The sequence below is a fragment of the Rhodococcus sp. Q genome, assembly GCF_005503035.1.
GTDB lineage: Bacteria > Actinomycetota > Actinomycetes > Mycobacteriales > Mycobacteriaceae > Rhodococcus_G.
Genome location: NZ_SCOY01000002.1, coordinates 42,628 through 68,260 on the forward strand (window position 1 = coordinate 42,628; position 25,633 = coordinate 68,260).

Here is a 25,633-nt window from a genome sequence, read left to right on the forward strand (position 1 = left end):
GTCGCCGCAGCGGGTGGTACGACCGGCAGCGCTCCGCCGGGGTGATCATTGCGGTCCTCGTGGCGGTGGAGGTCATCAGCGCGTTCGAGACGTCGATGGTGTACGCCGCCATTCCGACGTTCATTGCGGAGTTCCACAGTGACGCCGCGACCGTCGGCTGGGCCGTGACCGCGTTCCTGCTGGTGGCTGCCGCGTCGGCGGCGGTGTGTGGGCGGCTCGGCGACATGTACGGCCGCGAACGTGTGCTGATCGTGCTGCTGTGCGCGGCCGCCGTCGGGTCGATCGTGAGCGCGGTCGGCGACAGTATCGGCTGGATCATCGCCGGGCGCGCCATCCAGGGTGTCGCCGGTGCGATCCTCCCGCTGTGCATCGGACTGGCCCGCGAGCACCTGCCCGCGTCCCGCGTCCCGGTGGCGGTGGCGATCATCTCGGGGTCCGCGGTGGCCGCCGGATCGGCCTCGCTGCTCGTCGCCGGCGTCCTGCTGGACCACGCCAGCTGGCACATGATCTTTCTCGTCGCGGCGGTGTACGCGATCGGCGCCATCGCCCTCGTGGTGTTCGTGCTGCCCTGGCGGCGGCCGACCGGGACCAAGGAGACCGTGGACTACGTCGGCGCGGTCGCGTTCGTGCCTGCCATCGCCGCTGTTCTTCTCGGCGTGAACAAGTCCACCGCCTGGGGCTGGACGAACCCCGCCACCCTCGGCCTGGTGCTCGGCGGCGTCGTGGCGCTGGTGCTGTGGGTGTTCTGGGAGCTGCGGACAACCTCGCCGATCGTCAACATCCGGCAGTTCTCGAACCGCAAGTTCGCGCTGACGATGCTCGCGACGTTCGCGATCTCGATCGGCCCCATCGGTGTGACGACGATGATCATTCCGATTGTCCTGCAGTCCCCGACGACCGCGCCGTTCGGTCTCGGCCTGACCCCAACCAACGCCGGCTGGCTCTCCTTCGCCGGATCGATGTTCGGGTTCGTGTGCACCCCGCTCAGTGGGCGGATCGCCGCGGCGGTCGGTGCCCGCACCTCGATGCTCATCGGCAGCACGTTGTTCCTGATCGGCAACGCGATGCTGTTCGTGTTCCACGACTCCGTCGTCGGCATGATGATCATGGTCATCACCGTGTCGGTGGCGACGGCGTTCGCCTACACCGCTCTGCCGAACCTGCTCGTCGAGGCCGTCCCCGAGCATTCCACCAGCGAGGCCGCAGGCACCAACGCCGTCATCCGTACCGGAGGCAGTGGCATCGGTGTCTCCATCGCGACGATGATCCTCGCGAGCACCGCACTGTCGAGCGGCGCCAACACGACGAGCGGACTGACCGCGATCGTCGTGATGCTGAGCGTGGCATCGCTCGCGGCGATCGGCTTCACCCTGCTGATCCGCCGGGGAAAGGCGAACGCAGCCTGAACAGGATGGGGCCGAACCGGATTCCGGTTCGGCCCCATCGCCGTGGTGTGGGTTCGGAGACCTGCCCTAGCGGTCCTCGAGGTCGCCCTCGGTCTCGAGGTACACCTTCCGGAGCCCGTCCAGGATCTCCCGCGTCGGCTCCTCCCACATGTCCCGTTCCACGGCTTCGAGCAACCGCTCCGCGATGCCGTGCAGCGCCCACGGATTCGACTTCTCCATGAACGCCCGGTTCTGCTCGTCGAGGACGTACGTCTCGGCGAGCTTCTCGTACATCCAGTCCGCGACGACATTCGTGGTGGCGTCGTACCCGAACAGGTAGTCGACGGTCGCCGCCATCTCGAACGCACCCTTGTAGCCGTGGCGGCGCATCGCCTCGAGCCACCGCGGGTTCACCACGCGGGCCCGGAACACCCGCGCGGTCTCCTCCGACAGGGTGCGGGTGCGCACCGCGTCCGGGCGGGTGCTGTCGCCGATGTACGCCTCGGGGTCCTTGCCGGTCAGCGCGCGCACCGTTGCGACCATGCCGCCGTGGTACTGGAAGTAGTCGTCCGAGTCCGCGATGTCGTGCTCGCGGGTGTCGGTGTTCTTGGCGGCCACCGCGATTCGCTTGTACGCGGTCCGCATGTCGTCCGCGGCGGGCGCACCGTCGAGGCCGCGGCCGTAGGCGTAGCCGCCCCACGTCGTGTACACCTGCGCGAGATCGGCGTCGCCGCGCCACGACTTCGAGTCGATCAACTGCAGCAGGCCCGCTCCGTACGTGCCCGGCTTCGAGCCGAAGATGCGGGTGGTGGCGCGGCGCTCGTCGCCGTGCTCCGCGAGGTCCGCCTGCGCGTGAGCGCGGACGAAGTTTCGTTCGGCCGGCTCGTCGAGCGCCGCGACCATCCGCACCGCGTCGTCGAGCAGGGCGAGGACGTGCGGGAACGCGTCCCGGAAGAACCCGGAGATGCGGACCGTGACGTCGATGCGGGGACGGCCCAACTCCTCGAGGTCGATGACCTCCAGTGTGGTGACGCGGCGCGACGCCTCGTCCCACACCGGCCGGACACCGAGCAGCGCAAACACTTCCGCGATGTCGTCGCCGGACGTACGCATCGCCGATGTTCCCCACACGGACAGGCCGACCGACGTCGGGTAGGTGCCGTGGTCGGCGAGGTACCGGGCGAGCAGCGACTCGGCCATCGCCTGACCGGTCTCCCACGCGAGCCGCGACGGCACCGCCTTCGGGTCGACCGAGTAGAAGTTCCGCCCGGTCGGCAGCACGTTGACCAGGCCGCGCAGCGGCGACCCACTCGGTCCCGCCTCGATGAACCGGCCGTCGAGCGCGCGCAGCACCTGATCGATCTCGCGGGACGTGCCGCGTAGCCGCGGGACGACCTCGGTGGCGGCGAACTCGAGCACCGCGACGACCTGGTCGCCGTGCGCGGCGCCGATCTCGCGGGCGGCGGCGCGGTCCCAGTCGGCCTTCTGCAACGCGGCGACCAGGCCGTGCGCGGTCTGCTCGATCTCGTCGACGCGGCCGCGGGCCTCGTCGCCGCTCTCGCTCAGTCCCAACGCTTCCCGCAGTCCGGGAACGGTGCGTTCACCGCCCCACATCTGCTTCGCGCGGAGCACCGCCAGCACGAGTTCGACCTCGGCGTCACCGTCCGGCGCCTGCCCGAGCACGTGCAGGCCGTCGCGGATCTGCACGTCCTTGATCTCACACAGCCAGCCGTCGACGTGCAGCAGCATGTCGTCGAAGACGTCCTCCTCGGGCCGTTCCGCCAGCCCGAGGTCGTGGTCCATCTTCGCGGCCCGCATCAACGTCCAGATCTGCTGCCGGATCGCGGGCAGCTTCGCCGGGTCGAGCGCGGAGATGTTCGAGTGCTCGTCGAGCAACTGCTCGAGCCGGGAGATGTCGCCGTACGACTCGGCGCGCGCCATCGGCGGGATCAGGTGGTCGACGAGGGTCGCGTGCGCGCGGCGCTTCGCCTGCGTCCCCTCCCCGGGATCGTTGACCAGGAACGGGTAGATCAGCGGCAGCTCGCCGAGCGCGGCATCGGTGCCGCACGACGCCGACATGCCGAGCGTCTTGCCGGGCAGCCACTCCAGGTTGCCGTGCTTGCCGAGGTGCACGATCGCATCGGCGCCGAATCCCCCGGCGTCCGCCGCCGCCGAGATCCAGCGGTACGCGGCCAGGTAGTGGTGGCTCGGCGGCAGGTCCGGATCGTGGTAGATCGCGACCGGGTTCTCGCCGAATCCGCGGGGCGGCTGCACCATCAGCACCACGTTGCCGACCCGCAGTGCCGCGATGACGATCTCACCCGCCGGGTCGGCGCTGCGGTCGACGTACAGTTCGCCGGGCGCGGCCCCCCAGTGCTCCTCGACGGCGTCACGGAAGTCGGCGGGCAGCGTCGCGAACCACTCGTGGTAGCGGGCGGCGGAGATGCGAATCGGGTTGCCCTCCAACTGCTCCGCCGTCAGCCAGTCCGGGTCCTGCCCGCCGGCCGCGATCAGGGCGTGGATCAGGGCGTCGCCGTCGCCGGCCGCGAGGCCGGGCAGCGCGTCCTCCCCGTCCCGGGGACCGAGGTCGTATCCGGCGTCGCGCATCGCCGACAGAAGTGCGATCGCGCTGGCCGGGGTGTCGAGGCCGACCGCGTTGCCGATCCGCGCGTGCTTCGTCGGATACGCCGACATCATCAGCGCGATCCGCTTGTCCGTGTTGGCGACGTGCCGCAACCGCGCGTGCCGCACCGCGATGCCCGCGACGCGAGCCGCCCGCTCGGCGTCGGGGACGTAGGTGGTGAGGCCGTCGGCGTCGACTTCCTTGAACGAGAACGGGACCGTGATGATGCGTCCGTCGAACTCCGGCACCGCGACCTGCGTCGCCACGTCCAGCGGCGTCAGCCCGTCGTCGTTCGCCTCCCACGCCTCACGACTGCTCGTCAGGCACAGGCCCTGCAGGATCGGCACGTCGAGCGCGGCGAGCGCGGCGACGTCCCACGATTCGTCGTCCTCCCCGGCCGAGGCGCTCGCCGGTTTCGTGCCACCCGCGGCGAGGACCGTCACCACCATCGCGTCGACGGTGCCGAGCACGTCGAGCAGCTCCGGTTCGGGCGTCCGCAGCGACGCGCAGAAGATCGGCAGCGGCCGCGCGCCGCGGTCCGAGATGGCCCGGCACAGCGCCTCGACGTACGTGGTGTTCCCCGCCAGGTGCTGCGCCCGGTAGTACAGCACCGCCACCACCGCCCGTGAGTCCTCGAGGTCCGTGTCCGGACCGGAAGGACTCACGTGGCCGTAGCCCCAGGTGGGGGTGTGCACGGGCGCCTCGAAGCCGACGCCGGTGAGCAGGACGGTGTCCGAGAGGAAGCCGTGCAGCTGCGCCAGGTTCGCCGCCCCGCCCTCGGCGAGGTAGGTGTGCGCCTGCGCGGCGACGTTGCCGGGCACCGTGGACAGCTCCATCAGGTCGGCGTCCGGCGCGAGTTCGCCGCCCAGGACCACCGTCGGGATCCCCGCCGCGAGGACGACGTCCAGCCCGTCCTCCCACGCCCGCCTGCCGCCGAGGATGCGGACCACGACCAGATCGGCGCCGTCGAGGAGGCCGGGCAGGTCGTCGACGAGGAGCCTCGACGGGTTCGCCCAGCGGTAGTCGGCGCCGCTGGCGCGGGCACTGAGCAGATCGGTGTCGGACGTCGACAGCAGCAGGATCACGTGACGGGCCTCCTCGGGGTTTCGCGCCCCACTTGGTCGGGACGGCAGCGTCGGAGGGTCTGGCTTCCCGGTGAAAACCCCGGGTCACAGTGGCGCGACCGCACCGGAATCACACCGGCTTCCTCTCGAGCTGCCGCAATGGTTGGTGATGCTACCGGTGGGCCCGCCGTACCCTGGAGGCGATGTCCGAGCTCACCTCCCCCGACCGTTCCCGCCCCGACGCGTGCCCCGGTGCACTGCAGGTGCACCAGGCCGCCGACGGCGCGTTGTCCCGTGCCCGACTGCCCGGCGGCGCGATCAGCCCGGCGCAGTTGCAGGCGTTGGCCGACGCGTCCCGCGACCTGGCGGGCGGTGAGATCGAACTGACGTCGCGTGGCAACGTCCAACTCCGCGCGGTGACCGACCCCGCGACGTTCGCCGCCCGGCTCGCGGCGGTCGGGCTGCTGCCCTCCGCGACGCACGAGCGGGTCCGCAACATCCTCGCCACGCCCCTGTCGGGCCGGGTCGGCGGGTTCGTCGACGTCCGCGGCTGGGTCGCCGACGTCGACGCCGGACTGTGCGCCGACCCCGACCTCGCGGATCTGCCGGGACGGGTCCTGTTCACCCTCGACGACGGCCGCGGCGATGTCACCGCGCTGCGCGGTGACATCGGGCTGCACGCGGTGACGCCGACCGAGATCGCGCTGGTCCTCGCGGGCGCCGATCACGGTGTCCGCCTGCGCCCCGACGACGGTGTCACGGCGCTCCTCGGCGCGGCGCGGGTGCTGCGCGAGATCCGCGGTTCGCAGTGGCGTCTCCACGAGATCGAGGACGGTCCCGCCGCGGTGCTGCAGCGTCTCGGGCTGTCCGTGACAGCGGAGGTGATCGACCTGGCCGCGCCCGTGACGACGGGACCGATCGGCTGGATCGACCAACCGGACGGCGGGGTCACGCTGGCAGCGGGACTGCGGTTCGGTGTGCTCCCCGCCCGCCTCGCCGACTTCCTCGTCGCCGTCGACCGCCCGATCACGGTGACGCCGTGGCGCTCGGTGCTGCTGCACGACCTGACCGAGGACATGGCCGAACAGGTCGTGCGGGTGCTGGCGCCGATGGGACTGATCTTCGATGCGGACTCACCGTGGCTGCAGGTCAGCGCCTGCGCCGGCCAACCCGGATGCGCGAAGTCCCTCACCGATGTGCGAGCCGACGCGGTGCGCGCCGTCGAGACCGAAACGCTGCCCGCGGAGGGGCGCCAGCACTGGGCCGGATGCGAACGCCGCTGCGGACGACCGCGCGGCGCCGTCACGGACGTCGTCGCCACCGACGACGGCTACCGGGTGGACCCGCCCGCACGCTGACCCAATATCGTGTGCGCCATGACCGACTACATCCGCGACGGCGCAGAGATCTACCGCCAGTCCTTCGCCACGATCCGCGCCGAATCGGACCTGTCTCGGTTCCCCGCGGACGTCGCGCAGGTGGTCGTGCGGATGATTCACGCATGCGGCCAGGTCGACCTCACGTCCGACGTCGCGTTCACCCCGGGAGTTGTCTCGGCCGCCCGAGGAGCGCTGCGCAGCGGAGCGCCGATCTTCTGCGACGCGACGATGGTCGCCTCGGGTGTGACGCGAAAGCGGCTACCCGCCAACAACGATGTGGTGTGCATGCTCGGTGACCCGCGGGTACCGGTGATCGCCGAACGTCTCGGCAACACCCGGTCGGCCGCCGCACTGGAACTGTGGGGTCCGAAGCTCGAGGGTGCTGTCGTCGCGATCGGCAACGCCCCGACCGCGCTGTTCCACTTGCTGGACATGATCGACCAGGGCGCTCCGAAGCCCGCGGCGATCATCGGGTGCCCGGTCGGGTTCATCGGTGCCGCCGAATCGAAGGAGGACCTCATCGTCCGCGCCGGCGACATCGAGCACATCGTGGTGCGGGGACGGCGCGGGGGCAGCGCGATCACGGCCGCAGCCCTCAACGCGATCGCGACGGAGGTCGAATGATGGCCGGGAAACTCTGGGGAATCGGTCTCGGCCCCGGCGACCCCGAACTGGTCACCGTCAAGGCGGCCCGGATCATCGGGGACGCCGACGTCGTCGCGTTCCACAGCGCCCGGCACGGACGCAGCATCTCCCGCGCCGTCGCCGCGCCCTACATGCGCGAGGGCCAGATCGAGGAACACCTCGTCTACCCCGTCACCACCGAGACCGTGGACCATCCCGGCGGCTACCAGGGCGCCATCGACGACTTCTACGCCGAGGCATCCGAGACCCTCGCCGCGCACCTCGCCGCCGGTCGCACCGTCGCCCTGCTCGCCGCGGGCGACCCGCTGTTCTACAGCTCCTACATGCACATGCACAAACGGCTGTGCGACCGATTCGAGGCCGAGGTCATCCCCGGGGTCACCTCGATCAGCGCCGCGTCCGCCGCACTCGGTGTGCCCCTCGTCGAACGCGACGAGGTCCTCACGATCCTCCCGGGCACCCTGCCCGCCGACGAGCTGACGCGGCGACTGCGCGCGACGGACTCCGCCGCGATCCTCAAGCTCGGCCGCACCTTCCCGGCCGTGCGCAAGGCCCTCGAGGACTCGGGGCGGCTCGCCGAGGCGTCCTACGTCGAACGTGCCAGCAGCGACCGGCAGCGGGTGCTGCGCGCCGCGGACGTCGACGAGTCGCAAGTCCCGTACTTCTCGATCGCGATCGTGCCGAGCCCGTCCAACAACCCGGCCGCGACGCCGGTCGCCGAGGCCGGCAGTGTCACCGTCGTCGGACTGGGTCCGGGCGACGATGCGTGGACGACACCGGAGGTGCGGGACGAGTTGGCGCGCGCCACCGACGTCGTCGGGTACACCACCTACGTCAACCGGGTACCGGTACGCCCCGGCCAGAACGTGCACGCCAGCGACAACAAGGTCGAATCCGAGCGCGCCGCAATGGCATTGGACCTCGCCAAACGCGGCGCCCGCGTCGCGGTGGTCTCCTCCGGTGATCCCGGCGTGTTCGCGATGGCGGCGGCGGTGATCGAGATGGCCGCCGACGAGCAGTGGCGTGACGTGCCGGTCCGGGTGCTGCCCGGCATGACCGCCGCGCATGCCGTCGCCAGCCGGGTCGGCGCCCCGCTGGGGCACGACTACGCGATGATCTCGCTGTCCGACCGGCTCAAGCCGTGGGACGTCGTCGCTCGCCGCATCTCCGCGGTCGCGGCCGCCGACATGGCGATCGCCGTCTACAACCCGGCGTCGAAGTCCCGCACGTGGCAGGTCGGGGCGATGAAGGACCTGCTGCTCGAGCACCGCTCCCCCGAGACCCCGGTGATCGTCGGCCGCGACGTCGCCGGACCGGAGGAGAGCGTCCGCATCGTTCCGCTCGGCGAGCTCGAGCCGTCCGAGGTCGACATGCGGACCCTGCTCATCGTCGGATCGTCACAGACCACCGTCGTGGAGTCCGGCGGCAAGCGGAAGGTGTTCACCCCGAGGCGCTACCCCGGCTGACGCGCGGTCGCCGCGGCTGCGGCGTCAGTGCTCGTCGTAGTGGTCGCCGTGCTCGGCGTGCCGATGCCCGTCGTGCACGTAGTCGACGTGGTCGCCGTGTGGCACCGCGACGTGCCCGCAGCCGTCACCGTGGTGGTGCTCGTGGGTGTCGTGCACGGTGTGCTCGGACGACTCGCACTCGTCGACGTGGTCGCCGTGCACGCGGTGGAGGTGGCCGTCGTGGGCATAGTCGACGTGGTCGCCGTGCGGCACCGACACATGGCCGCAGCCCGGTCCGTGCACGTGCTCGTGGTCGGTGTGCGGATGATGCTCGGGGGTGGTCACGGGGCACTCCTCCCGTTTCGGGGTCAGGCCGTTCGATTTCGACGGTAGGCGCCCACACGAGACCCCACAACCGGCGACGCACCACGGCGGCGGAGCACGTTCTCGGAAATTTCCTCGCGGCCGTGTCGATTCCGCGGGGGTCCTGTTCGACTCACAGGTAGCACGGGGAAAGACCCCGTCCGCAGAATCCGAATCCGAGGAGTCGTCATGCCCCGCTACCTGTCCCTCATCAAGGTCGACGAGCGCACCGCCCCCGCAGACGGGCCGAGCCCCGAACTCATGGAGCGTATGGGCGCCCTCATCGAGGAGGTCACCAAGGCCGGCGTCATGCTCGAGACCCAGGGCCTGACCCCGAGCTCGGAGGGCACCCGCATCACCTGGTCGGGCGGCGAACTCAGCTACACCGACGGGCCGTTCACCGAAAGCAAGGAGGTTGTCGGCGGCTACGCGATCATGCAGTGCCGGGACAAGGCCGAAGCGCTGGAGTGGTCGCGCCGGTTCCTGCAGGTCCACGAGGACTACTGGACCGTCACCCTCGAAGTGCGTGAGATCGCGGAGGGCTGACGTCACCGCCCTTGACTGCGCCCCCACGACTTTGCTGTCATCGGAAGTCGTGGGGGCGCTGCCGGTGGACGACACGATCGAGACGGTCTTCCGAATCTCGTCGGCTCGGGTCGTCGCGGCCGCGGCCCGCATCGTCCGCGACGTCGGGCTCGCGGAGGAGATCGCGCAGGACGCCCTCGTCGCAGCACTCGAACAGTGGCCGGTCACCGGCATCCCGGACAACCCCGACGCCTGGCTGATCACCATCGCCCGCCGCCGCGCCGTCGACGTGGTGCGGCGCGAGCAGAACTACCAGCGCAAGCTCGCCGAGGTGGGTCACGGACTCGAAGACGTGGCACCGCCGACACCGGACCCCGACGACATCGACGACGACCTGCTCCGGTTGATCTTCGTCGCCTGCCATCCCGTCCTGTCCACGCAGGCCCGGATCGCGTTGACGCTGCGACTGCTCGGCGGCCTCACCACCGACGAGATCGCCCGGGCGGTCCTCGCGTCGCAGTCCACCGTGGCGCAGCGCATCGTGCGCGCCAAGAAGACCCTCGCCGCGGCGCAGGTGCCGTTCGAGGTACCGGTGGGTGCCGCACGCGCCGCTCGGCTGGCGTCGGTCCTCGAGGTCGTCTATCTGGTGTTCAACGAGGGCTACTCGGCGACCGCAGGCGACGACCTGCTGCGGCCCGCGCTCTGCGAGGACGCGCTGCGGCTCGCGCGAGTACTGGCGGCGTTGATGCCGGACGAGCCCGAGGTGCACGGACTGTTGTCGCTGCTGAGCCTGCAGGCGTCCCGCATGTCCACCCGCACCGACCCCGACGGCGCGGCGGTGCTGCTCGCGGACCAGGACCGTTCCCGCTGGAACCGGCTGCTGATCCGCCTCGGAATGGAGTCCCTCGACACGGCAGGGGGCGTCGGGCGGCGCCGCGGACCGGGCTGGGCGGGCCCCTACTGCCTCCAGGCGGCGATCGCCGCCTGCCATGCCCGCGCCACCGACTACGAGGACACCGACTGGCCCGCGATCGCGGCCCTGTACGCGCGGCTGTACGTGCTGACACCGTCCCCCGTCGTCGCGCTGAACCGCGCGGTCGCGGTGGCGAGATCCGACGGCCCGGAGGCCGCGTTGGTCATCGTCGACACGCTCGCCGACGACCCCGCGCTGCGCCACTATCACCTGCTGCCCAGCGTGCGCGGCGACCTCCTCGTCGAGCTCGGTCGCCCCGACGACGCCCGCGCCGAGTTCACCCGCGCCGCGGAGCTGACGCAGAACGCGCGGGAACGCGACCTGCTGTTGCGCCGCGCCGCCGACACCAACCCGGCGTGACGCTCGAGCAGGGTCAGCCCGCCGCGTCCTCCTGCAACGTGTGCGCGACGAGCGCGTTCGCGTGCCCGTGACCGAGTCCGTGCTCGGCCTTGAGCCAGGCGACCAACTCCATGTGCTTGGTCAGATCGGACGCGCGGATCAGCTCCTGCCATTCGCTGATCGGCTTGCCGTACTTCTTCTCGATCGACGGGAAGTACGACGCGGGGCCCTTCACCGGTTCTGTCATGACGCCGAGGCTAGCGGCGACCTCCGACACGGGCTCTCAGGCGCGGCCGGCCGCCCAGGCGGTCGCCTCGTCGATGTCCGCGGTCGACGCCGCGCCCTCGGGAATCGGGGTGCGGGCCACCATCGCCACCGGCAGGCCGAGTCGCCGGGCCGCGTCGAGTTTCGCCGACGTCAGCGCTCCCCCGCTGTTCTTGGTCACGACGACGTCGATGCGGTTCTCCCGCATCAGCGCCACCTCGTCGTCGACGGTGAACGGTCCGCGGGCGAGCAGTACCTCACCGTGCTGTGGTACCGCCACCGTCGGCGGATCGATCGCCCGGATCAGGAACCAGCCCGGCGAGTCGACGAAGGCGTCGACGCCCTGCCTGCCGATGGTCAGCAGCACCCGCGCGTCCGCGGGCAGGGCGGCGGCGGCGTCCTGGAGCGACGCGACCGTCGTCCACCGGTCCCCCGGTCCCGCCACCCATTCGGAGCGCCGCAGCACCAGCAGCGGGACATCGACACGGCGCGTCGCGGCAGCAGCGTTCCCGGTGATCCGCGACGCGAACGGGTGCGTCGCGTCGACCACGGCATCGATGTCGTTGTCACGCAACCAGTCCGCCAGCCCGTCGACACCGCCGAAACCGCCGACGCGTACCTCGCCGACCGGAAGCCGGGGGTTGCGCACCCGACCCGCCAACGACGACACCACCGTGACGTCCGGCTCCTCTGCCAGCGCGGTGGCCAGAGCGCGACCCTCGGACGTGCCGCCGAGAATCAGGACCCGCCGCATCAGTGCGTGACGCGACTGCGGGTGGCCGAGTAGAGGTAGCTGTCCGGGAAGCCGGCCGCACCGAGCACCCGACCGACCACGATGACCGCGGTCTTCGTGACGCCGGCGTCGTGGACCTGTGCCGCAATCGAATCCACGGTCCCGCGCAGCACGATCTCGTCGGGACGGCTGGCGAACGCGACCACCGCGACCGGGCAGTCGCCGCCGTACGGGCCGCGCAGCTCGTCGACGACCTGATCGATGCGGTGCGCGGCGAGGTGGATCACCAGCGTCGCCCCACTCGCGCCGAACGTCGCGATGTCCTCGCCGTCGGGCATCGCCGTCGACAGCGTCGACACGCGGGTCAGGACGATCGACTGCGCGACCCCCGGCACCGTCAGCTCCCGGCCCAGCGTCGCGGCCGCCGCCGCGAACGCGGGCACCCCCGGCACGATCTCGTAGTCGACGCCCGCCGCCTCGAGCCTGCGCACCTGTTCGGCGACCGCGCTGTAGATCGACGGGTCGCCGGAGTGCAGGCGCGCCACGTCCCTCCCGGCGCGGTGCGCGGCGACGAGACGGTCGGTGATCTCGTCGAGGCTCAGCCGGGCGGTGTCGACGACCTCCGCCCCGGCGGGGCACATCTCGAGCAGTTCGGTCGGCACCAGGCTACCCGCGTACAGACACACCGGGCTCTCCCCGATGATCCGCGCGCCGCGCAGCGTGATCAGGTCTGCGGCGCCCGGTCCGGCACCGATGAATCGAACCGTCACTGCATGTTCTCCTTCGTCACGACCCACTGGGCGACCGGCAGTTGGGGCCGCCAGGCGGTGAACCCGCCGAGCGCGGAACCCCGGTAGATCTGGAACTTGCGCAACGCACCGCCGTGCGCGGCGTGCCAGCGGAGCAGCAGCACCTCGGACTCGGCGGTGACCGCGTTGACGACCATCCGTCCGCCGACCGGCAGTGCGTCCCAGCAGGAATCGAACACGCCGGGCGCGGTGACGCCGCCGCCGAGGAAGATCGCGTCCGGCGTCGGTGCGTCTGCCAGAGCGTCGGGTGCGGCGCCGCGCACGTCGAGCCCCGGAACGCCGAGCCGGGACGCGTTGGCGGTGATCCGCGATCGCCGGGTCTCGTCGCGCTCGAACCCGATGGCCCGGCAGGTCGGATCGGTGCGCATCCACTCGATGGCGATGCTGCCCGAGCCGCCTCCGACGTCCCACAGCAGCTCACCGGGTTCGGGAGCGAGCGCGGCGACGGTCAACGCCCGCACCTCCTGCTTGGTCAGCTGACCGTCCGACTCGAACGAGTCGTCGGGCAGTCCGGGGGTGCGGGTGCGGCGGACGGAACCCGCGTCGCGGCGGCAGTCGAGGGCGAGGACGTTCAGCGGGTCCCCGGGCGCGCGGGTCCAGGTGTCGGCGGTCCCCGACACGACGGTTTCGAGCGGGCCGCCGAGCTGCTCGAGGAGAGTGATCTCGGTGTCGCGGAAACCGTTGTCACGCAACAGTTCCACCACGGCGGCCGGAGTGTGCTGATCGCGGGCGAGGACGAGCAGTCGGCGGCCCTCCGCGAGGTGCGGCAGTAGGGCGGCCACCGGCGCCGTCACCAGCGACACCACGGGCGTCTCGTGCAGCGCCCATCCCAGTCGCGCGCACGCCAGCGACACCGACGACGGATGCGCGATGACCCGCACCCGGTCGGCGCCGAGCAGGTTCACCAGGGTCACTCCGATGCCGTGGAACATCGGATCCCCGCTGGCGAGCACACCGATCCGGCGGCCGTCGTACCGCTCGAACAGGCCGGGCAGCGCGGGCACCAGCGGCGACGGCCACGGCACCCGCTCGGCGTCACCGGGAACGAGGTCGAGCTGACGGGCCGAGCCGAACAGCACCTCGGCGTCCTCGAGGGCGCGGCACGCGGACCGGGACAGCCCGTCCCACCCGTCGGCACCGATACCGACGACGGTGACCGGGTGGCCCATCAGCGCGGCATCCGGCGCCAGATCGCCTGCGGCAGGACGCGCATCACGACGATCGCGGGCCGCAGGAGACCCGGCACCCACACCCGAGAACGTCCCTTGCCGAGCGCCGCCGCGACGGCGTCCGCGACCTGGCCGGCCGTCCTCGACATCGGCGCCGGGCTCATCCCATCCGTCATCCGGCCGATCACGAACCCGGGACGCACCAACAGCAGCGACACCCCGCTTCCGTGCAGCGCGTCGGAAAGCCCGCTGGCGAACCCGTCCAGGCCGGCCTTCGCCGAGCCGTACACGTAGTTGGCGCGGCGAACCCGGGCGCCGGCGACGGACGAGAACACCACGATCCGGCCCGAGCCCTGCGCCCGCAGCAACTGGGCGAGATGCGTCAGCACCGACACCTGCGCGACGAAGTCGGTGTGCACCACGGCCACCGCGTGCTGCGCGTCGGTTTCGGCGCGAGCCTGATCGCCGAGAACACCGAACGCCAGGACCACCGTGTCGATCGGGCCGAGCTCCGCGATCTCCGACAACGCACGGGAGTGGTCGTCGAGGCGGTCCGCGTCGAATTCGACGGTGTGCACCGCGGTCGCGCCCGCCGCTTCCACGGCGGCGCGCTCGTCGGTGAGCTGATCGCTGCGCCGCGCGGCCAGGACCACCGGCCGACCCGACGCGAGCCGCGTCGCGACCTCGAGACCTATCTCGCTGCGCCCACCGAGGACGACCACCGATCCGATACCCATCCCTCCAGTGTGCGCGACTAGCCTCAGCGCATGGCTCGCACCCCCACCGACCCGACGGATCTGACTCCCGACGCACAGGGCTTCCTCACCGACCGACACCTCGCGTCGCTGACGACGCTGCGGCGCGACGGCACACCACATGTCGTCGCGGTCGGGTTCACCTGGGACCCCGAACGGTCGTTGGTCCGCGTCATCACCAACAGTGGGTCCCAGAAGGCCCTCAACGCCGAACGCGGCGGGTACGCCGCCGTGACGCAGGTGGACGGCCCGCGGTGGTTGACGCTGGAGGGGAAGGCGCGGGTCAGTTCCGATCCCGGCGACGTCGCGGAGGCGGTCACCCGGTACGCCGGCCGCTACCGGCAGCCGCGGGAGAACCCGACCCGGGTGGTCATCGAGATCAGCGTCGGTCGGGTCCTGGGCGTGGCGGGACTGCTGGGCCGCTGACGGCCCTCGACTCCGGCACCGCCGCGGGCATAGTGTTGAACGGATCAGTTGCGCAGATTGCGGGGAATCTCGACCCGAGGACGAGCAATGAGCATTCGACGCACGACGACACGAGCCTTCATCCTGGCCGGAGCGACCGTGGCGGGCCTGCTCGCCGCGGCTCCCGCGAACGCCCTTCCACCACACCCGTTCGGTCCACCAGCCCTGACCATCGGTTGCCCCAACCAGGGCAGCCTGATGTCGCTGACCGGCGCCACCGGACAGTCCGGGCCCGAACCGGGCATCAACCCAGGAGAGATCCGCTTCCAGACGTTCCCCGCCGCACCGCCGATTCCTGCGGCAGGCCAGGTGACCGTCGCATGGATCAACTTCGACACCGGGCAGAGCGGGATCGCGAACCTCGAAGGGGCCTACCCCTACTACTCGAAGACGGTGTACACCGGACGCGGCAACGTCATGGCCACGGTGTTCGGATCCATCAACCTCGGCAGTATGCCGCTGTGCCAGTCGAACCCGACGTTCGGCAACTTCATCGCCTGACGCGTCACTTCCGGGCGTCCGCGAACGCCGCCGCGTCCTCCTGCCCGAAGCGGTCCTCGAGAACCTCGGGGCTGTAGTCGAGGTCGATCTCCTCGACCGGGCGACCGCGTGCGGACTCGATCGCGCCGAGCCTGCGCTGCGCGCGGTCCGCGGCGTATGCGACGAACTCCTCGGGGTCGAGACCGAACGGCTGCACCTCGAACTGGGCGTTGTTCCAGTTGATCAGCCCGATGGCGAGGGGCATCAGCTCCGTCATCCGCTGCTGGACGACGTCCCAGTTGTGGTCGTCGGCGGCCACGTGCCTGCGGCAGGTGAACGTGCCCCACGCCATGTGACGCCGTTCGTCGGTGCCGATCAGCCGGATCAACTCCTGCATGCCGGGCAGGATGTCCCACTCCGTGCAGATCTTCTGCCAGCCGTAGTACCCGGTCAGTGCGAGGCTGCCCTCGATGACGTGGTTGTAGGTCACCGACGCCCGCACCTGGTTCGCCGGGCTGGGGTCGGCCTCCAGGACACGCAGACAGTCCGGCAGCTCCTCGTAGAACAGCTGCCGGTACGAGGGGTTGTCGGCGACGAAGTGGTGCAGGTCGCCCGTGAGGCCGACGGCGTCCATCCACAACCGGAAGATCTGCGTGTGCTTCGCTTCCTCGAAGCAGAACTGCGTCAGGTACATCTCGTCGCCGAGTCGGCCCTCCGCGGACATCGCCCGCATGAACGGCTGGATGTCCTCGGTGACGGCCTCCTCCCCGGCGATGAACTGGGCGCACAGTTGGGTGGCGCTGCGCTGCTGCTCGCTCGTCAGTCCGGCCCAGTCCTCGGCGTCCTGACCGAAGTCCACCGACATCGGATCCCAGAAGTGCGCGTTCCCCTTCGCGAACAGGCGCAGCGGAAAGGAATCCCAGTTCAGTCCGCCGGACCGGAGCGATCCGAAACCCTGGCGGTGCGGTGATGTCGTGGTCATGGCGGCACGTCCTCACGAGTATGGGTGTGGTCCAACTCACACCCTATGCCTCGTCGCGTCCGTCACCTCGTAACGGCGACCCTCAATTCGCGGGCAACACCGTCAGCCCGTGCGGACGGGTGTTCATCGGCTCGCAGCCATCCGCGGTCACCACCACGATGTCCTCGATCCGGGCACCCCAGACTCCACGGAAGTAGATGCCCGGCTCGATGCTGAACGCCATTCCTTCCGAGAGTTCGATGCGGTTTCCCGCCACGATGTACGGCTCCTCGTGCACCGACAGACCGATCCCGTGACCCGTGCGGTGCACGAACACCTCGGCCAACCCCTCGGCGGCGAGGACGCTACGCGCCGCCGCGTCCACCGATTCCGCCGTCACGCCCGGCCGCACCGCGTCCACCGCGGCCTGCTGCGCACGCTCGAGGATCGCGACCTTCGCCGCGACCTCCGCCGACGGCTCACCGATGCTGTACGTCCGGGTGCTGTCCGAGTTGTATCCCGGCGCAACGGGACCACCGATGTCGATCACCACCACGTCACCGGCCTCGATGACCCGATCCGACACCTCGTGATGCGGGTCCGCCCCGTGCGGGCCCGACCCGACGATCACGAACTCGGCACCCGTGTGGCCCTCCTCCACGATCGCCGCCGCGATGTCGTCGGCGACCTGCGCCTCCGTCCGCCCGGCGCGCAGCCACTCCGCCATCCGCGCGTGCACCCGGTCGATCGCCGCCCCCGCGCGCCGCAGCGCGTCGATCTCCGCGTCGTCCTTCACCATGCGGAGTTCCCGCAACACCCCGGTCGCAAGGACGGGCGGCGCACCCAGCGCCGTCGTCAACGGAATGACGTGCAACGCGGGCATCGCCTCCGCAACCGCCGTGCGCCCCGGCCTCGGCAGGAGCGACCCGACCACACCGTACGGATCGACCCCGTCCACCCAGTCGTGAACCGGCAACCCCAGATCCGCGACCGCCGACTCCCCGAGACCGGCGAGTTCGAGCGTCGGAACGACCACCGCAGGCGACGATCCGTCCGCCGGAATCACCAGACAGGTCAGCCGCTCGAACGACTCGGCGCCCGACCCCACCAGGTACTTCAGGTCCGGGCCCGGAGTGATGAGCAACGCGTCCAGCCCGGACGCGGCCGTCAGCTCCGCCGCGCGGCGCAGGCGGTCGGCGTAGACGGCAGTCGGAAAGCGTGCGGGGGACGCGCTCTGTGCACTCATGACAGTCAAGGTTAGTGGTCTTTGGCAGGATGGGCGGCATGACCGGACCCCTCCTGCTCCTCGACGGCGCGAGCCTGTGGTTCCGCGCGTATTACGCACTCCCCGAATCCTTCACGGCGAAGGACGGCCGACCTGTCAACGCCGTCCGCGGATTCACCGACATGGTCGCGTCACTGATCACCCGACACCAGCCCGGCAGGCTCGTGGTGTGCCTCGATCTGGACTGGCGCCCCCAGTTCCGGGTCGACCTCGTGCCGTCCTACAAGGCGCACCGCGTCGCCGAGGAGTTCACCGCGGGACCGGACGTCGAGGAGGTCCCCGACACCCTCACCCCGCAGGTCGACATGATCATGGACGTTCTCGCCGCGGCGGGCATCGCCACGGCCGGGGCAGTCGGATTCGAGGCCGACGACGTCCTCGGCACCCTCGCCGCCCACGAACGGGACGACACCGTCGTCGTCGTCAGCGGCGACCGCGACCTGCTGCAGGTCGTCGCCGACGAACCCGTGCCGGTCCGGGTGCTCTACGTCGGACGCGGACTGTCCAAGGCCGAACTGTTCGGACCAGCCGAGGTCGCCGAGAAGTACGGCGTCCCCGCCGATCGTCCCGGCCCCGGATATGCCGAACTCGCCCTGCTGCGCGGCGACCCGTCGGACGGCCTGCCCGGCGTCAAGGGCGTCGGAGAGAAGACCGCGTCGACGCTGCTCCTGCAGTACGGGTCGGTGGAGGCACTCCGCGCCGCCGTCGACGACCCGGAATCGGGTCTGGCCAAGGGGGTTCGAGCGAAACTCGCCGCATCCGCCGACTACCTCGACGCCGCGCTCCCCGTGGTGCGGGTGGCCGTCGACGCCCCGGTCGAACTCTCCGGACCCGACGGCCTTCCCGCGACACCCCACGACCCGGATCGCCTGGCCGCACTCGCCGACGACCTGAACATCGGAACCTCGCTCGGTCGACTCACCGCGGCGATGGCGGCGCGGTAGGCGTCACTTGGAGGTCGGGCGGCTCACCTCGTAGGTTCCCTCGTCGTCGGTGAAAGTCACCTTCACCTCCTGCGGAGTGCCCTCCACCGTCAGTGAACAGGTGAAACTCGCGCCCTCGACAACCTTCTGACCCGACGGGCAGTCGACATCCTCGATGCCGGTGAACTGGTATCCCGTCAAGACGTCCGTCACGCCCTGCTCCGCGGCGTCGCTGTCGAGCGTCTTGCTTCCGGAGAACACCCCGCTGACGGCGAGCGCGAGCACCACGACCGCGACCGCGGCGGCCGCACCGAGCCCGATCCACAGCGGCATCTTCGACTTCGGAGCGGCCGCCGGGAACTGACCCGGGTACCCACCGCTCGGGTACTGCCCGAATGCCTGCGGGAACTGACCTGGTTGCGGCTGTCCGGGATGAGGGGGGACGGGCTGCTGCTGACCCGGTTGCGGCTGGCCCGGGAACTGCTGGCCGTACGCGGGATACTGCTGCCCATAGGCGGGCGGCTGCTGCCCGTACGCGGGTTGCTGCTGAGGCTGCTCCTGCGGGTAGCCCTGGTACTGCGGTGCCTGCGGATACTGACCCGGCGCCGGGTACTGGCCCTGCTGGGGAGCCTGCGGATACTGACCGTACTGGGGGGCGCCGTACTGCTGCGGAGCTCCGTACTGCTGGGGCTGCCCCGGCTGGTCGGTCCACGCCTGCAGACCCCACGCCTGCTGCTGAGGCTGCTGCGCCGAGGGATTCGCCTCCGGGTTTCCCGCACCCTCCGGACCCGTCGTGTCGTCACTCATGTCCTGCCTCCACTTCCCGCTTCCCGCCGCTCACGCGTACGTCACCCATTACGCCGCCCCCCTGGGATCGCGGCAGAACAATTCGGAATACAACCACATCTTCACGGTTCGGGCGCCGCCGACCGACAGCCACCGCGTTCTGGCAGTGTCAACAGGCCACGATTTCGTTCAGGCCGCGTCCACGGCCACGACCCCGCGGCGGATCGCACCAACCGCCTTCGCCGCCGCCGACCGCACCTCCGGATCCGGCGCGGTCTGGTGAACCTGGTCCAGCAGGTCGATCACCTGCCTGCACCACCGCACGAAATCGCCCGCCGACAGCGCCTGGCCGCGATCCCCCGCGGCGAGAAGGGTGTCCACGAGCGGTTCACCGCGCGCCCACATGTGTATCGCCGTGACGAAACCGAAGTCGGGTTCCCGTGTCAGCGGCAGCTTGTGCCCGACCTCGTCGGTGCGCAGTGCCGACCACAGCCGCACCGTCTCCCCGAGTGCTCGCTGAAGCGGCGCCGTCGGACCCCGATCCGCTGTCGCCGCGTCCTGCCGGGACTCGAACACCAACGCCGACACCACCCCGGCGAGCTCTGCAGGAGCCAGCCCCTTCCACGTTCCGTGTCGCAGGCACTCCGCCACCAGCAGATCGCTCTCCGAGTACAGCCGCATGAGGCGGTGACCGTTCTCGGTGACGCCGCCGTCGGCGTCGGTGTAGCCGCGCTCGGCGAGCAGTCGCAGGATTCGATCGAACGTCCGGGCCAGCGAGTTCGTCGTCGCCGCGACCTTCTGCCGCTTGCTGTCGATCTCACGGGCAAGCCGGTTGTAGCGCTCGCCGATTCGGCTCAGCCGCTCCCGATCCGGTGCCGTGTGACCGGGATGATCCCGCAGCGCCCGACGCAACGTTGCCAACTCCCGGTCGCTCGCGGCGGGGGACTTGCGTTTCGAGTACCGGGTCGGCGCAACGATTCCCGTGCTACGCAGGGCCGACGCGAGATCGCGTCGGGTACGGGCGGTGCGGTGCTGCACGTGGCGAGGCAACCGCATGGTGCCCAACGCTTTTGCGGGCGTCGGGAAGTCGGCTGCGGAGATGCGTCCCGCCCACTTGTCCTCGGTCAGCACCAGCGGACGCGGATCGGTTCGGTCGTTGTCCGGTTCGAGGACGACGGCGAGTCCGGTACGGCGACCCGTCGGGATCCCGATGACGTCGCCGCGCCGGAGCGCCGTCAACGCCTCGACCGCCTCGCCGCGCCGGTCGGTCCGCCCTTGACGTTCGAGTTGCCGCTCCCGATTCCGGACCCGCTCCCGCAACTGCGCGTACTCGAAGAACTCGCTGTCGGCACCGCCGAGCTGCTCCCGCAGCTCGGCGAGCGCGTGTTCGTCCTTCTCGATCGAGCGGACCATCCCGACCACGGACCGGTCCGCCTGGAACTGCGCGAACGACCGCTCCAGCAGCGCGCGCGCATCGGAGGCGCCCATCCGGTCGATCAGGTTGATCGACATGTTGTACGACGGCCGGAAGGAGCTGCGCAGCGGGAACGTGCGGGTCGATGCGAGCCCGGCCACTTCGGTGGCTTCGACGCCGGGCTGCCACAGGACGACCGCGTGCCCCTCGATGTCGATGCCGCGGCGGCCGGCCCGCCCGGTGAGCTGCGTGTACTCACCCGGAGTCAACTCCGCGTGCGTTTCGCCGTTGAACTTCACGAGTCGCTCGAGGACGACGGTCCGGGCGGGCATGTTGATGCCGAGTGCGAGGGTTTCCGTCGCGAACACCGCGCGGACCAGTCCCTTGACGAACAGTTCCTCGACGGTGTGCCGGAACGCGGGCAGCATCCCCGCGTGATGCCCCGCGATGCCCCGCTCGAGGCCTTCCCGCCACTCCCAGTACCCGAGCACCGACAGGTCGTGTTTCGGGAGTGCGCCGGTGTGCTTGTCGATGATCGCGGCGATCTCGTCGGCCTGCTCCTCGGTCGTCAGGCGCAGCTTCGACCGCAGACACTGGGCGACCGCGGCATCGCATCCCGCGCGACTGAAGATGAACGTGATCGCGGGCAGCAGTCCCTCGTCGTCGAGCCGGGCGATCACCTCGGGCCGCGGCAGGGGTCGGCTACCGGAGCTCGGAGACGATCCGCGACCCCGCCCGCGGGGCTGCCACGATTCGTGCCGGTCGAGTGCCTGCCGCTGCTTGAGATACCGGACCAGCTCCCGGTCGATGACCAGCCGAGCCGCCGGATCCGCGTCCTGCGCGGTCGTGTCGAACAGGTCGAAGAGCCGACGGCCCACCATCATGTGCTGCCACAGCGGAATGGGCCGTACCTCGTCGACGACGACCTCGGTGTCGCCGCGGACGGTCTCCATCCAGGCCCCGAACTCCTCCGCGTTGCTGACCGTCGCCGACAGGCTCACCAGCCGAACATCGTCCGGCAGGTGCAGGATCACCTCCTCCCACACCGCGCCACGGAACCGGTCCGCGAGGTAGTGCACCTCGTCCATCACGACATGCGAGAGTCCGCGCAGGGTCGGCGAATTCGCGTACAGCATGTTGCGGAGCACCTCGGTGGTCATCACCACAACCGGCGCGTCGGAGTTGATGCTGACGTCACCCGTGAGCAGGCCGACGGAGTTCTTGCCGTACCTCTCGACGAGATCCGCGTACTTCTGGTTGCTGAGCGCCTTGATCGGCGTCGTGTAGAAGCACTTGCGGCCGGACACGAGCGCGAGGTGAACGGCGAACTCTCCGATCACCGTCTTGCCCGCACCGGTCGGAGCGCACACGAGGACGCCGTGTCCGGATTCGAGTGCTCGGCACGCCTCCACCTGGAACCCGTCCAGGGGGAAGCTCAACTGCGCGGCGAAGAGGTCGAGTTCCACCCCGTCAGGCTATCGATCGGGACGCACCGCGGCCGACAGGCCCGCTCCGGGTGCGCCGCCGCGGACTGCTACAGGGTGTCCGAGTAGTCGTTGACGCGGGTCGGGGACCCGATGTCCGACGTGGCGCCCACCGGGGACACCGCGGTGTCGAGCGGCGATGCCTCGTCGTCGTCGAGCTCGGCCCATTCCGCCGCCGCGGCCTTGCGTGCCTTGCGCCTGTCGTTGAGTCGGGCCACCTGGATCGCGACCTCCAGCAGGACGGTCAGTGCCACGGCCAACGCGAGCATCGAGAACGGATCCTGGCCGGGCGTGAACACCGCCGCGAAGACGAACAGCGCCATGATCAGTCCGCGGCGCCATGCCTTGAGCTTCTCGTAGCTGAGCACACCGACGAAGTTGAGCGCGACGATCAGCAGCGGGATCTCGAAGCTGACGCCGAAGATGATCAGCAGATTGATCAGGAAGCCGAAGTACTCGTTACCACTCAGTGCCGTGACCTGTACGTCGCCACCGATGGTGAGCAGGAAGTGCAGTGCCTTCGACACCACCAGGTAGGCGAGGAGCGAGCCGGCAACGAAGAGGGTGGCCGCCGAGGCGACGAACCCGATTGCGTAACGCCGTTCCTTGTTGTGCAGGCCCGGGGTGATGAACGCCCAGATGTGGTACAGCCAGATCGGGCAGGCCATCACGACGCCCGCGGTGAACGCGACCTTGAACCGGAGCATGAACTGCTCGAACGGCCCGGTCGCGAGCAGCCGGCACGCACCGTCGGACGTCAGCTCGGCCCGTGACTCCGGCGGCAGGGAACAGTACGGCCCGCGGAGGATGTCACCCAGGCTCTCGATGCCGAAGAGTTGGTGCGAGTACCAGAAGAACCCGAAGGCAGTGGTCACCGCGATCGCGAGAAGTGACCACAGCAACCGTGTACGCAACTCGTACAGGTGGTCGATCAACGACATCGTGCCGTCGGGGTTGACCCGGCGCCTGCTGCGCCGCGGGTCGAAGGGGATTCGCACTGATTCGGGCCCTGGTTCTGCTCAGCCGTGATCGGGGGCGCCGCGCGCCCCCGATCACCCGGTGGGTCTGGTTACGAGGCCTTGGTCTCGGTGACGGTCTCGGTGACCGCCGGCTGCTGCACCTGCGGGGTTGCGGGAAGCTGCGCGGCGGGAGCCTGCTCCGGCGCGGGCGTGCCGTCGTTCTGCATCTCCTTGACTTCGCTCTTGAAGATCCGCAGCGAACGGCCCAGTCCGCGGGCGGCGTCGGGCAGCTTCTTCGAGCCGAAGAGAACGATGACGACGACGGCCACGATCAGCCAATGCTGCCAGCTCATGGCACCCATTTTTACCTCCAGAAATCGGTTGTCTCGATGCTACCGGACCCAGTCAGGAGCGGCGCTGGGGAATGCTGTGAATCAACCCTCGATCGCCTGTTGGTACGCCGCGAGTGCCGCACGAGCTCGCACACGTACCGACTCGGACAATTCAGGCGGACCGAGGACTCGGATTCCCGCGCCGAATCCTGCCATGAGACGGGCCATCCAGGAGGGGGAAGCGAATCTCATCGATGCCTCGACACTGCCGTCGTCCCGCACGACGATGTCCGTCATCGGGTAGTAATCGAGCACCCAGGCGTGGTCGGGAGCGATCAGCAATCGCGCCTGCGGGAGCGTGTCGTCGTCCTGGAACAAGTCGAGAGACGACGAATCGTCGTAGGCGGATGCGGGGACGCTGGCAGCCTCGTCCAACTCGGTGGCCTCGTCGATCCGGTCGTACCGGAACAGCCGGACACCGTCGGCCTGCCTGCACCACGCCTGCAGGTAGCTGTGATTGTCGACCAGCACCACCCGGATCGGATCGACGACGCGACGCGTCACCGCGTCCCGCGATGCCGAGAAATAGGTGATGTCCAGCGCCCGCCCGTGCCGGACCGCCGCACGCACCGTCGCGACGACCGGGTTCTCCGGGTCCGTCTCCACAGCGGAACGCGTCACCACCCCGCCCGCCGCGACACCAGCAGCCGACTCGATCTTCGCGATCGCGCCCTGCACCGACGTCGGGTCCGCCGTCCCCGGCAGTTCGCCGAGGGCACGCAACGCCACCAGCAGCGCCGTCGCCTCCGTCGACGTCAGCCGCAGCGGACGGTCGATGCCCGCCGAGAAGGTGACCTCGATGGTCTCTTCTTCGAAGGACAGGTCGATGAGGTCGCCCGGCCCGTAACCCGGAAGCCCGCACACCCAGAGCTGTTCGAGGTCCGTCGTCAACTGCGCGACGGTGACGCCGAGCTCGGCCGCGGCCTCGCTCTTCGTGATCCCCGGGTTCGCGACGAAGTACGGCACCATGTTCAGCAGCCGCGTCAGCCGCAGGGACAAGCGCTGGCTCATCGGGTCTCTCCCGCGGCAACGGTCAGGCGCGCGATGACGTCGTCCCGAAGTGCAGCGGGCTCGATCACCACCGCATCGGCTCCGTATCCGGCGATGAGCCGAGCCAGCCAATCCCTCGACCGAACCGGTACCTCGAACACCACTCCCCCTTCGCCGCCGATCGTCGCCGGCCGCACCGGCTTGCCAAGGCGTCGCACACCCTGCGCGCGCCCGTCCCGCACCCACACCGTCGCCGTCCCCGACACACCGGCTGTCCCGACCGCCCGCCCGACGATGTCGCGCAGATCCGTCCCCGCCGGCTTGTGCACGACTCCGGCGGGACCGACCGGGACCACCGGCTCCGCGATCCGAGACAGCCGGAACGTGCGCGGCGCGCCGCGATCGACATCGTGCCCGACCACGTACCACCGACCGTCGTGAGTGACCACACCCCACGGTTCGACCGTGCGGGTCGCGAACGGCGCGTTGGGCGCCGGTCGATGCTCGAACCGAATGGCACGCCCGGCCTCGATCGCCGACAGCACGGTGTCGAGTGCGGGTTCGGACCCCCGGCTCCTGGCAGGCAGCGCGGTGACGAGTGCGGACGCAGACTCCTGGTCGACGACGACACCCGCGGCCCTGAGCTTGAGTACCGCTCCCTGCGCTGCCGACGTCATCTCCGGCGATTCCAGCAACCGCAGTGCGATCGCCACCGCGGCGGACTCCTCGCTCGTCAGATCGATCTCCGGCAGCGCGTACGCCTCCAGATTGATCCGGTACCCCTCGGCGGAGGTGAAACCTGCAGCGGGCCCCGTCTCGAGCGGAACCCCGAGGTCGCGCAGTTCGCTCTTGTCCCGCTCGAACATCCGACTGAACGCCTCGGAACTTGCCGAGTCCTGGTACCCCGCGACACTCTCGCGGATCTTGTCCGCAGTCACGAATTGCCGGGTCGCGAGCAGGCAGATGACAAGATTCATCAACCGTTCGACTTTGCTGGTCGCCACGGATCAGCAGCCTAACGGC

24 protein-coding genes are annotated in these 25,633 nt (G+C 70.2%); 9 read left to right on the forward strand and 15 right to left on the reverse strand.

What is annotated here, in order from left to right; genetic code table 11:
- The first annotated feature begins 41 nt into the window (after positions 1–41).
- Positions 42–1,406: an MFS transporter gene (locus FFS72_RS02530; RefSeq protein ID WP_137872731.1), complete on the forward strand. Its 1,365-nt coding sequence runs from the start codon at positions 42–44 to the stop codon at positions 1,404–1,406.
- 66 nt (positions 1,407–1,472) lie between these two features.
- Here FFS72_RS02530 and cobN read toward each other — a convergent pair whose 3' ends face one another.
- Entirely contained in the window at positions 1,473–5,093 is a 3,621-nt protein-coding gene (gene cobN, locus FFS72_RS02535; RefSeq protein ID WP_137872481.1) for a cobaltochelatase subunit CobN, read from the reverse strand.
- A 182-nt stretch (positions 5,094–5,275) separates the two neighbouring features.
- Between cobN and cobG the strand changes: the two genes are divergently transcribed.
- The 3 genes from cobG to cobJ are packed head-to-tail and all read left to right on the forward strand — an operon-like array spanning position 5,276 to position 8,562.
- Positions 5,276–6,430, forward strand: a complete 1,155-nt coding sequence (cobG, locus tag FFS72_RS02540; RefSeq protein WP_137872482.1) for a precorrin-3B synthase — start codon at positions 5,276–5,278, stop codon at positions 6,428–6,430.
- Positions 6,431–6,448: 18 nt separating this feature from the next.
- Positions 6,449–7,075, forward strand: coding sequence for a precorrin-8X methylmutase (locus FFS72_RS02545; RefSeq protein WP_137872483.1), 627 nt, complete (start codon positions 6,449–6,451; stop codon positions 7,073–7,075).
- Positions 7,072–8,562, forward strand: a complete 1,491-nt coding sequence (cobJ, locus tag FFS72_RS02550; RefSeq protein ID WP_137872484.1) for a precorrin-3B C(17)-methyltransferase — start codon at positions 7,072–7,074, stop codon at positions 8,560–8,562. Before FFS72_RS02545 ends, cobJ begins: the two co-directional genes overlap by 4 nt.
- 24 nt (positions 8,563–8,586) lie before the next feature.
- Here the strand turns inward: cobJ and FFS72_RS02555 are convergent, their stop codons facing one another.
- Entirely contained in the window at positions 8,587–8,886 is a 300-nt protein-coding gene (locus tag FFS72_RS02555; RefSeq protein ID WP_137872485.1) for a hypothetical protein, read from the reverse strand.
- Positions 8,887–9,093: 207 nt separating this feature from the next.
- On the opposite strand from FFS72_RS02555, the gene FFS72_RS02560 reads away from it, so the two are divergent.
- Positions 9,094–9,450, forward strand: a complete 357-nt coding sequence (locus FFS72_RS02560; protein ID WP_050064329.1) for a YciI family protein — start codon at positions 9,094–9,096, stop codon at positions 9,448–9,450.
- A gap of 58 nt (positions 9,451–9,508) precedes the next feature.
- On the forward strand, positions 9,509–10,762 hold the full coding sequence (locus FFS72_RS02565) for an RNA polymerase sigma factor (protein ID WP_137872732.1): 1,254 nt from the start codon (positions 9,509–9,511) through the stop codon (positions 10,760–10,762).
- A gap of 13 nt (positions 10,763–10,775) precedes the next feature.
- On the opposite strand, the gene FFS72_RS02570 is transcribed toward FFS72_RS02565, so the two are convergent.
- From FFS72_RS02570 to dprE2, 5 genes are read right to left on the reverse strand one after another with little or no spacing between them, the layout of a single operon-like run.
- A complete protein-coding gene (locus FFS72_RS02570) occupies positions 10,776–10,988 on the reverse strand; it encodes a DUF4287 domain-containing protein (protein ID WP_137872486.1) in 213 nt (70 codons plus the stop codon).
- Between the two features lie 36 nt (positions 10,989–11,024).
- Entirely contained in the window at positions 11,025–11,759 is a 735-nt protein-coding gene (locus FFS72_RS02575) for a cobalt-precorrin-6A reductase (RefSeq protein ID WP_137872487.1), read from the reverse strand.
- Entirely contained in the window at positions 11,759–12,508 is a 750-nt protein-coding gene (cobM, locus tag FFS72_RS02580) for a precorrin-4 C(11)-methyltransferase (protein WP_137872488.1), read from the reverse strand. The genes FFS72_RS02575 and cobM overlap by 1 nt, the downstream gene beginning before the upstream one ends.
- Positions 12,505–13,716 carry a precorrin-6y C5,15-methyltransferase (decarboxylating) subunit CbiE gene (gene cbiE, locus FFS72_RS02585; protein ID WP_137872733.1) on the reverse strand — a complete coding sequence of 404 codons (1,212 nt, stop codon included), beginning with the start codon at positions 13,714–13,716 and terminating at the stop codon, positions 12,505–12,507. The genes cobM and cbiE overlap by 4 nt, the downstream gene beginning before the upstream one ends.
- Positions 13,716–14,453 (reverse strand): decaprenylphospho-beta-D-erythro-pentofuranosid-2-ulose 2-reductase, encoded by a 738-nt coding sequence (dprE2, locus tag FFS72_RS02590; RefSeq protein ID WP_137872489.1) that lies wholly within the window; start codon positions 14,451–14,453, stop codon positions 13,716–13,718. Before dprE2 ends, cbiE begins: the two co-directional genes overlap by 1 nt.
- 30 nt (positions 14,454–14,483) lie before the next feature.
- On the opposite strand from dprE2, the gene FFS72_RS02595 reads away from it, so the two are divergent.
- The gene (locus FFS72_RS02595) at positions 14,484–14,897 is read left to right on the forward strand and encodes a pyridoxamine 5'-phosphate oxidase family protein (protein WP_137872490.1); all 414 of its coding nucleotides are present in this window, start codon (positions 14,484–14,486) and stop codon (positions 14,895–14,897) included.
- An 87-nt stretch (positions 14,898–14,984) separates the two neighbouring features.
- Positions 14,985–15,437: a hypothetical protein gene (locus FFS72_RS02600; protein WP_137872491.1), complete on the forward strand. Its 453-nt coding sequence runs from the start codon at positions 14,985–14,987 to the stop codon at positions 15,435–15,437.
- Between the two features lie 4 nt (positions 15,438–15,441).
- Here FFS72_RS02600 and FFS72_RS02605 read toward each other — a convergent pair whose 3' ends face one another.
- Both FFS72_RS02605 and FFS72_RS02610 read right to left on the reverse strand, forming a co-directional pair.
- Positions 15,442–16,398, reverse strand: a complete 957-nt coding sequence (locus tag FFS72_RS02605; RefSeq protein ID WP_137872492.1) for a R2-like ligand-binding oxidase — start codon at positions 16,396–16,398, stop codon at positions 15,442–15,444.
- 82 nt (positions 16,399–16,480) lie between these two features.
- Positions 16,481–17,623, reverse strand: coding sequence for a M24 family metallopeptidase (locus tag FFS72_RS02610; protein WP_137872493.1), 1,143 nt, complete (start codon positions 17,621–17,623; stop codon positions 16,481–16,483).
- Between the two features lie 38 nt (positions 17,624–17,661).
- Here FFS72_RS02610 and FFS72_RS02615 point away from each other — a divergent pair, with 38 nt between their 5' ends.
- Positions 17,662–18,606, forward strand: a complete 945-nt coding sequence (locus FFS72_RS02615) for a 5'-3' exonuclease (RefSeq protein ID WP_137872494.1) — start codon at positions 17,662–17,664, stop codon at positions 18,604–18,606.
- 3 nt (positions 18,607–18,609) lie between these two features.
- Here the strand turns inward: FFS72_RS02615 and FFS72_RS02620 are convergent, their stop codons facing one another.
- From FFS72_RS02620 to FFS72_RS02645, 6 genes are all read right to left on the reverse strand, one after another.
- Positions 18,610–19,392 carry a DUF4333 domain-containing protein gene (locus FFS72_RS02620; RefSeq protein ID WP_137872495.1) on the reverse strand — a complete coding sequence of 261 codons (783 nt, stop codon included), beginning with the start codon at positions 19,390–19,392 and terminating at the stop codon, positions 18,610–18,612.
- Positions 19,393–19,560: 168 nt separating this feature from the next.
- On the reverse strand, positions 19,561–22,251 hold the full coding sequence (locus tag FFS72_RS02625) for a DEAD/DEAH box helicase (protein ID WP_137872496.1): 2,691 nt from the start codon (positions 22,249–22,251) through the stop codon (positions 19,561–19,563).
- A gap of 68 nt (positions 22,252–22,319) precedes the next feature.
- A complete protein-coding gene (gene tatC, locus FFS72_RS02630) occupies positions 22,320–23,267 on the reverse strand; it encodes a twin-arginine translocase subunit TatC (protein ID WP_137872497.1) in 948 nt (315 codons plus the stop codon).
- 71 nt (positions 23,268–23,338) lie between these two features.
- Complete coding sequence (gene tatA / locus FFS72_RS02635; protein WP_050064319.1) at positions 23,339–23,590, reverse strand: Sec-independent protein translocase subunit TatA; 252 nt, start codon at positions 23,588–23,590, stop codon at positions 23,339–23,341.
- A gap of 72 nt (positions 23,591–23,662) precedes the next feature.
- Positions 23,663–24,631: a helix-turn-helix transcriptional regulator gene (locus FFS72_RS02640; RefSeq protein ID WP_137872498.1), complete on the reverse strand. Its 969-nt coding sequence runs from the start codon at positions 24,629–24,631 to the stop codon at positions 23,663–23,665.
- A complete protein-coding gene (locus FFS72_RS02645) occupies positions 24,628–25,614 on the reverse strand; it encodes a helix-turn-helix transcriptional regulator (protein ID WP_171018533.1) in 987 nt (328 codons plus the stop codon). Before FFS72_RS02645 ends, FFS72_RS02640 begins: the two co-directional genes overlap by 4 nt.
- Positions 25,615–25,633: the final 19 nt, after the last annotated feature.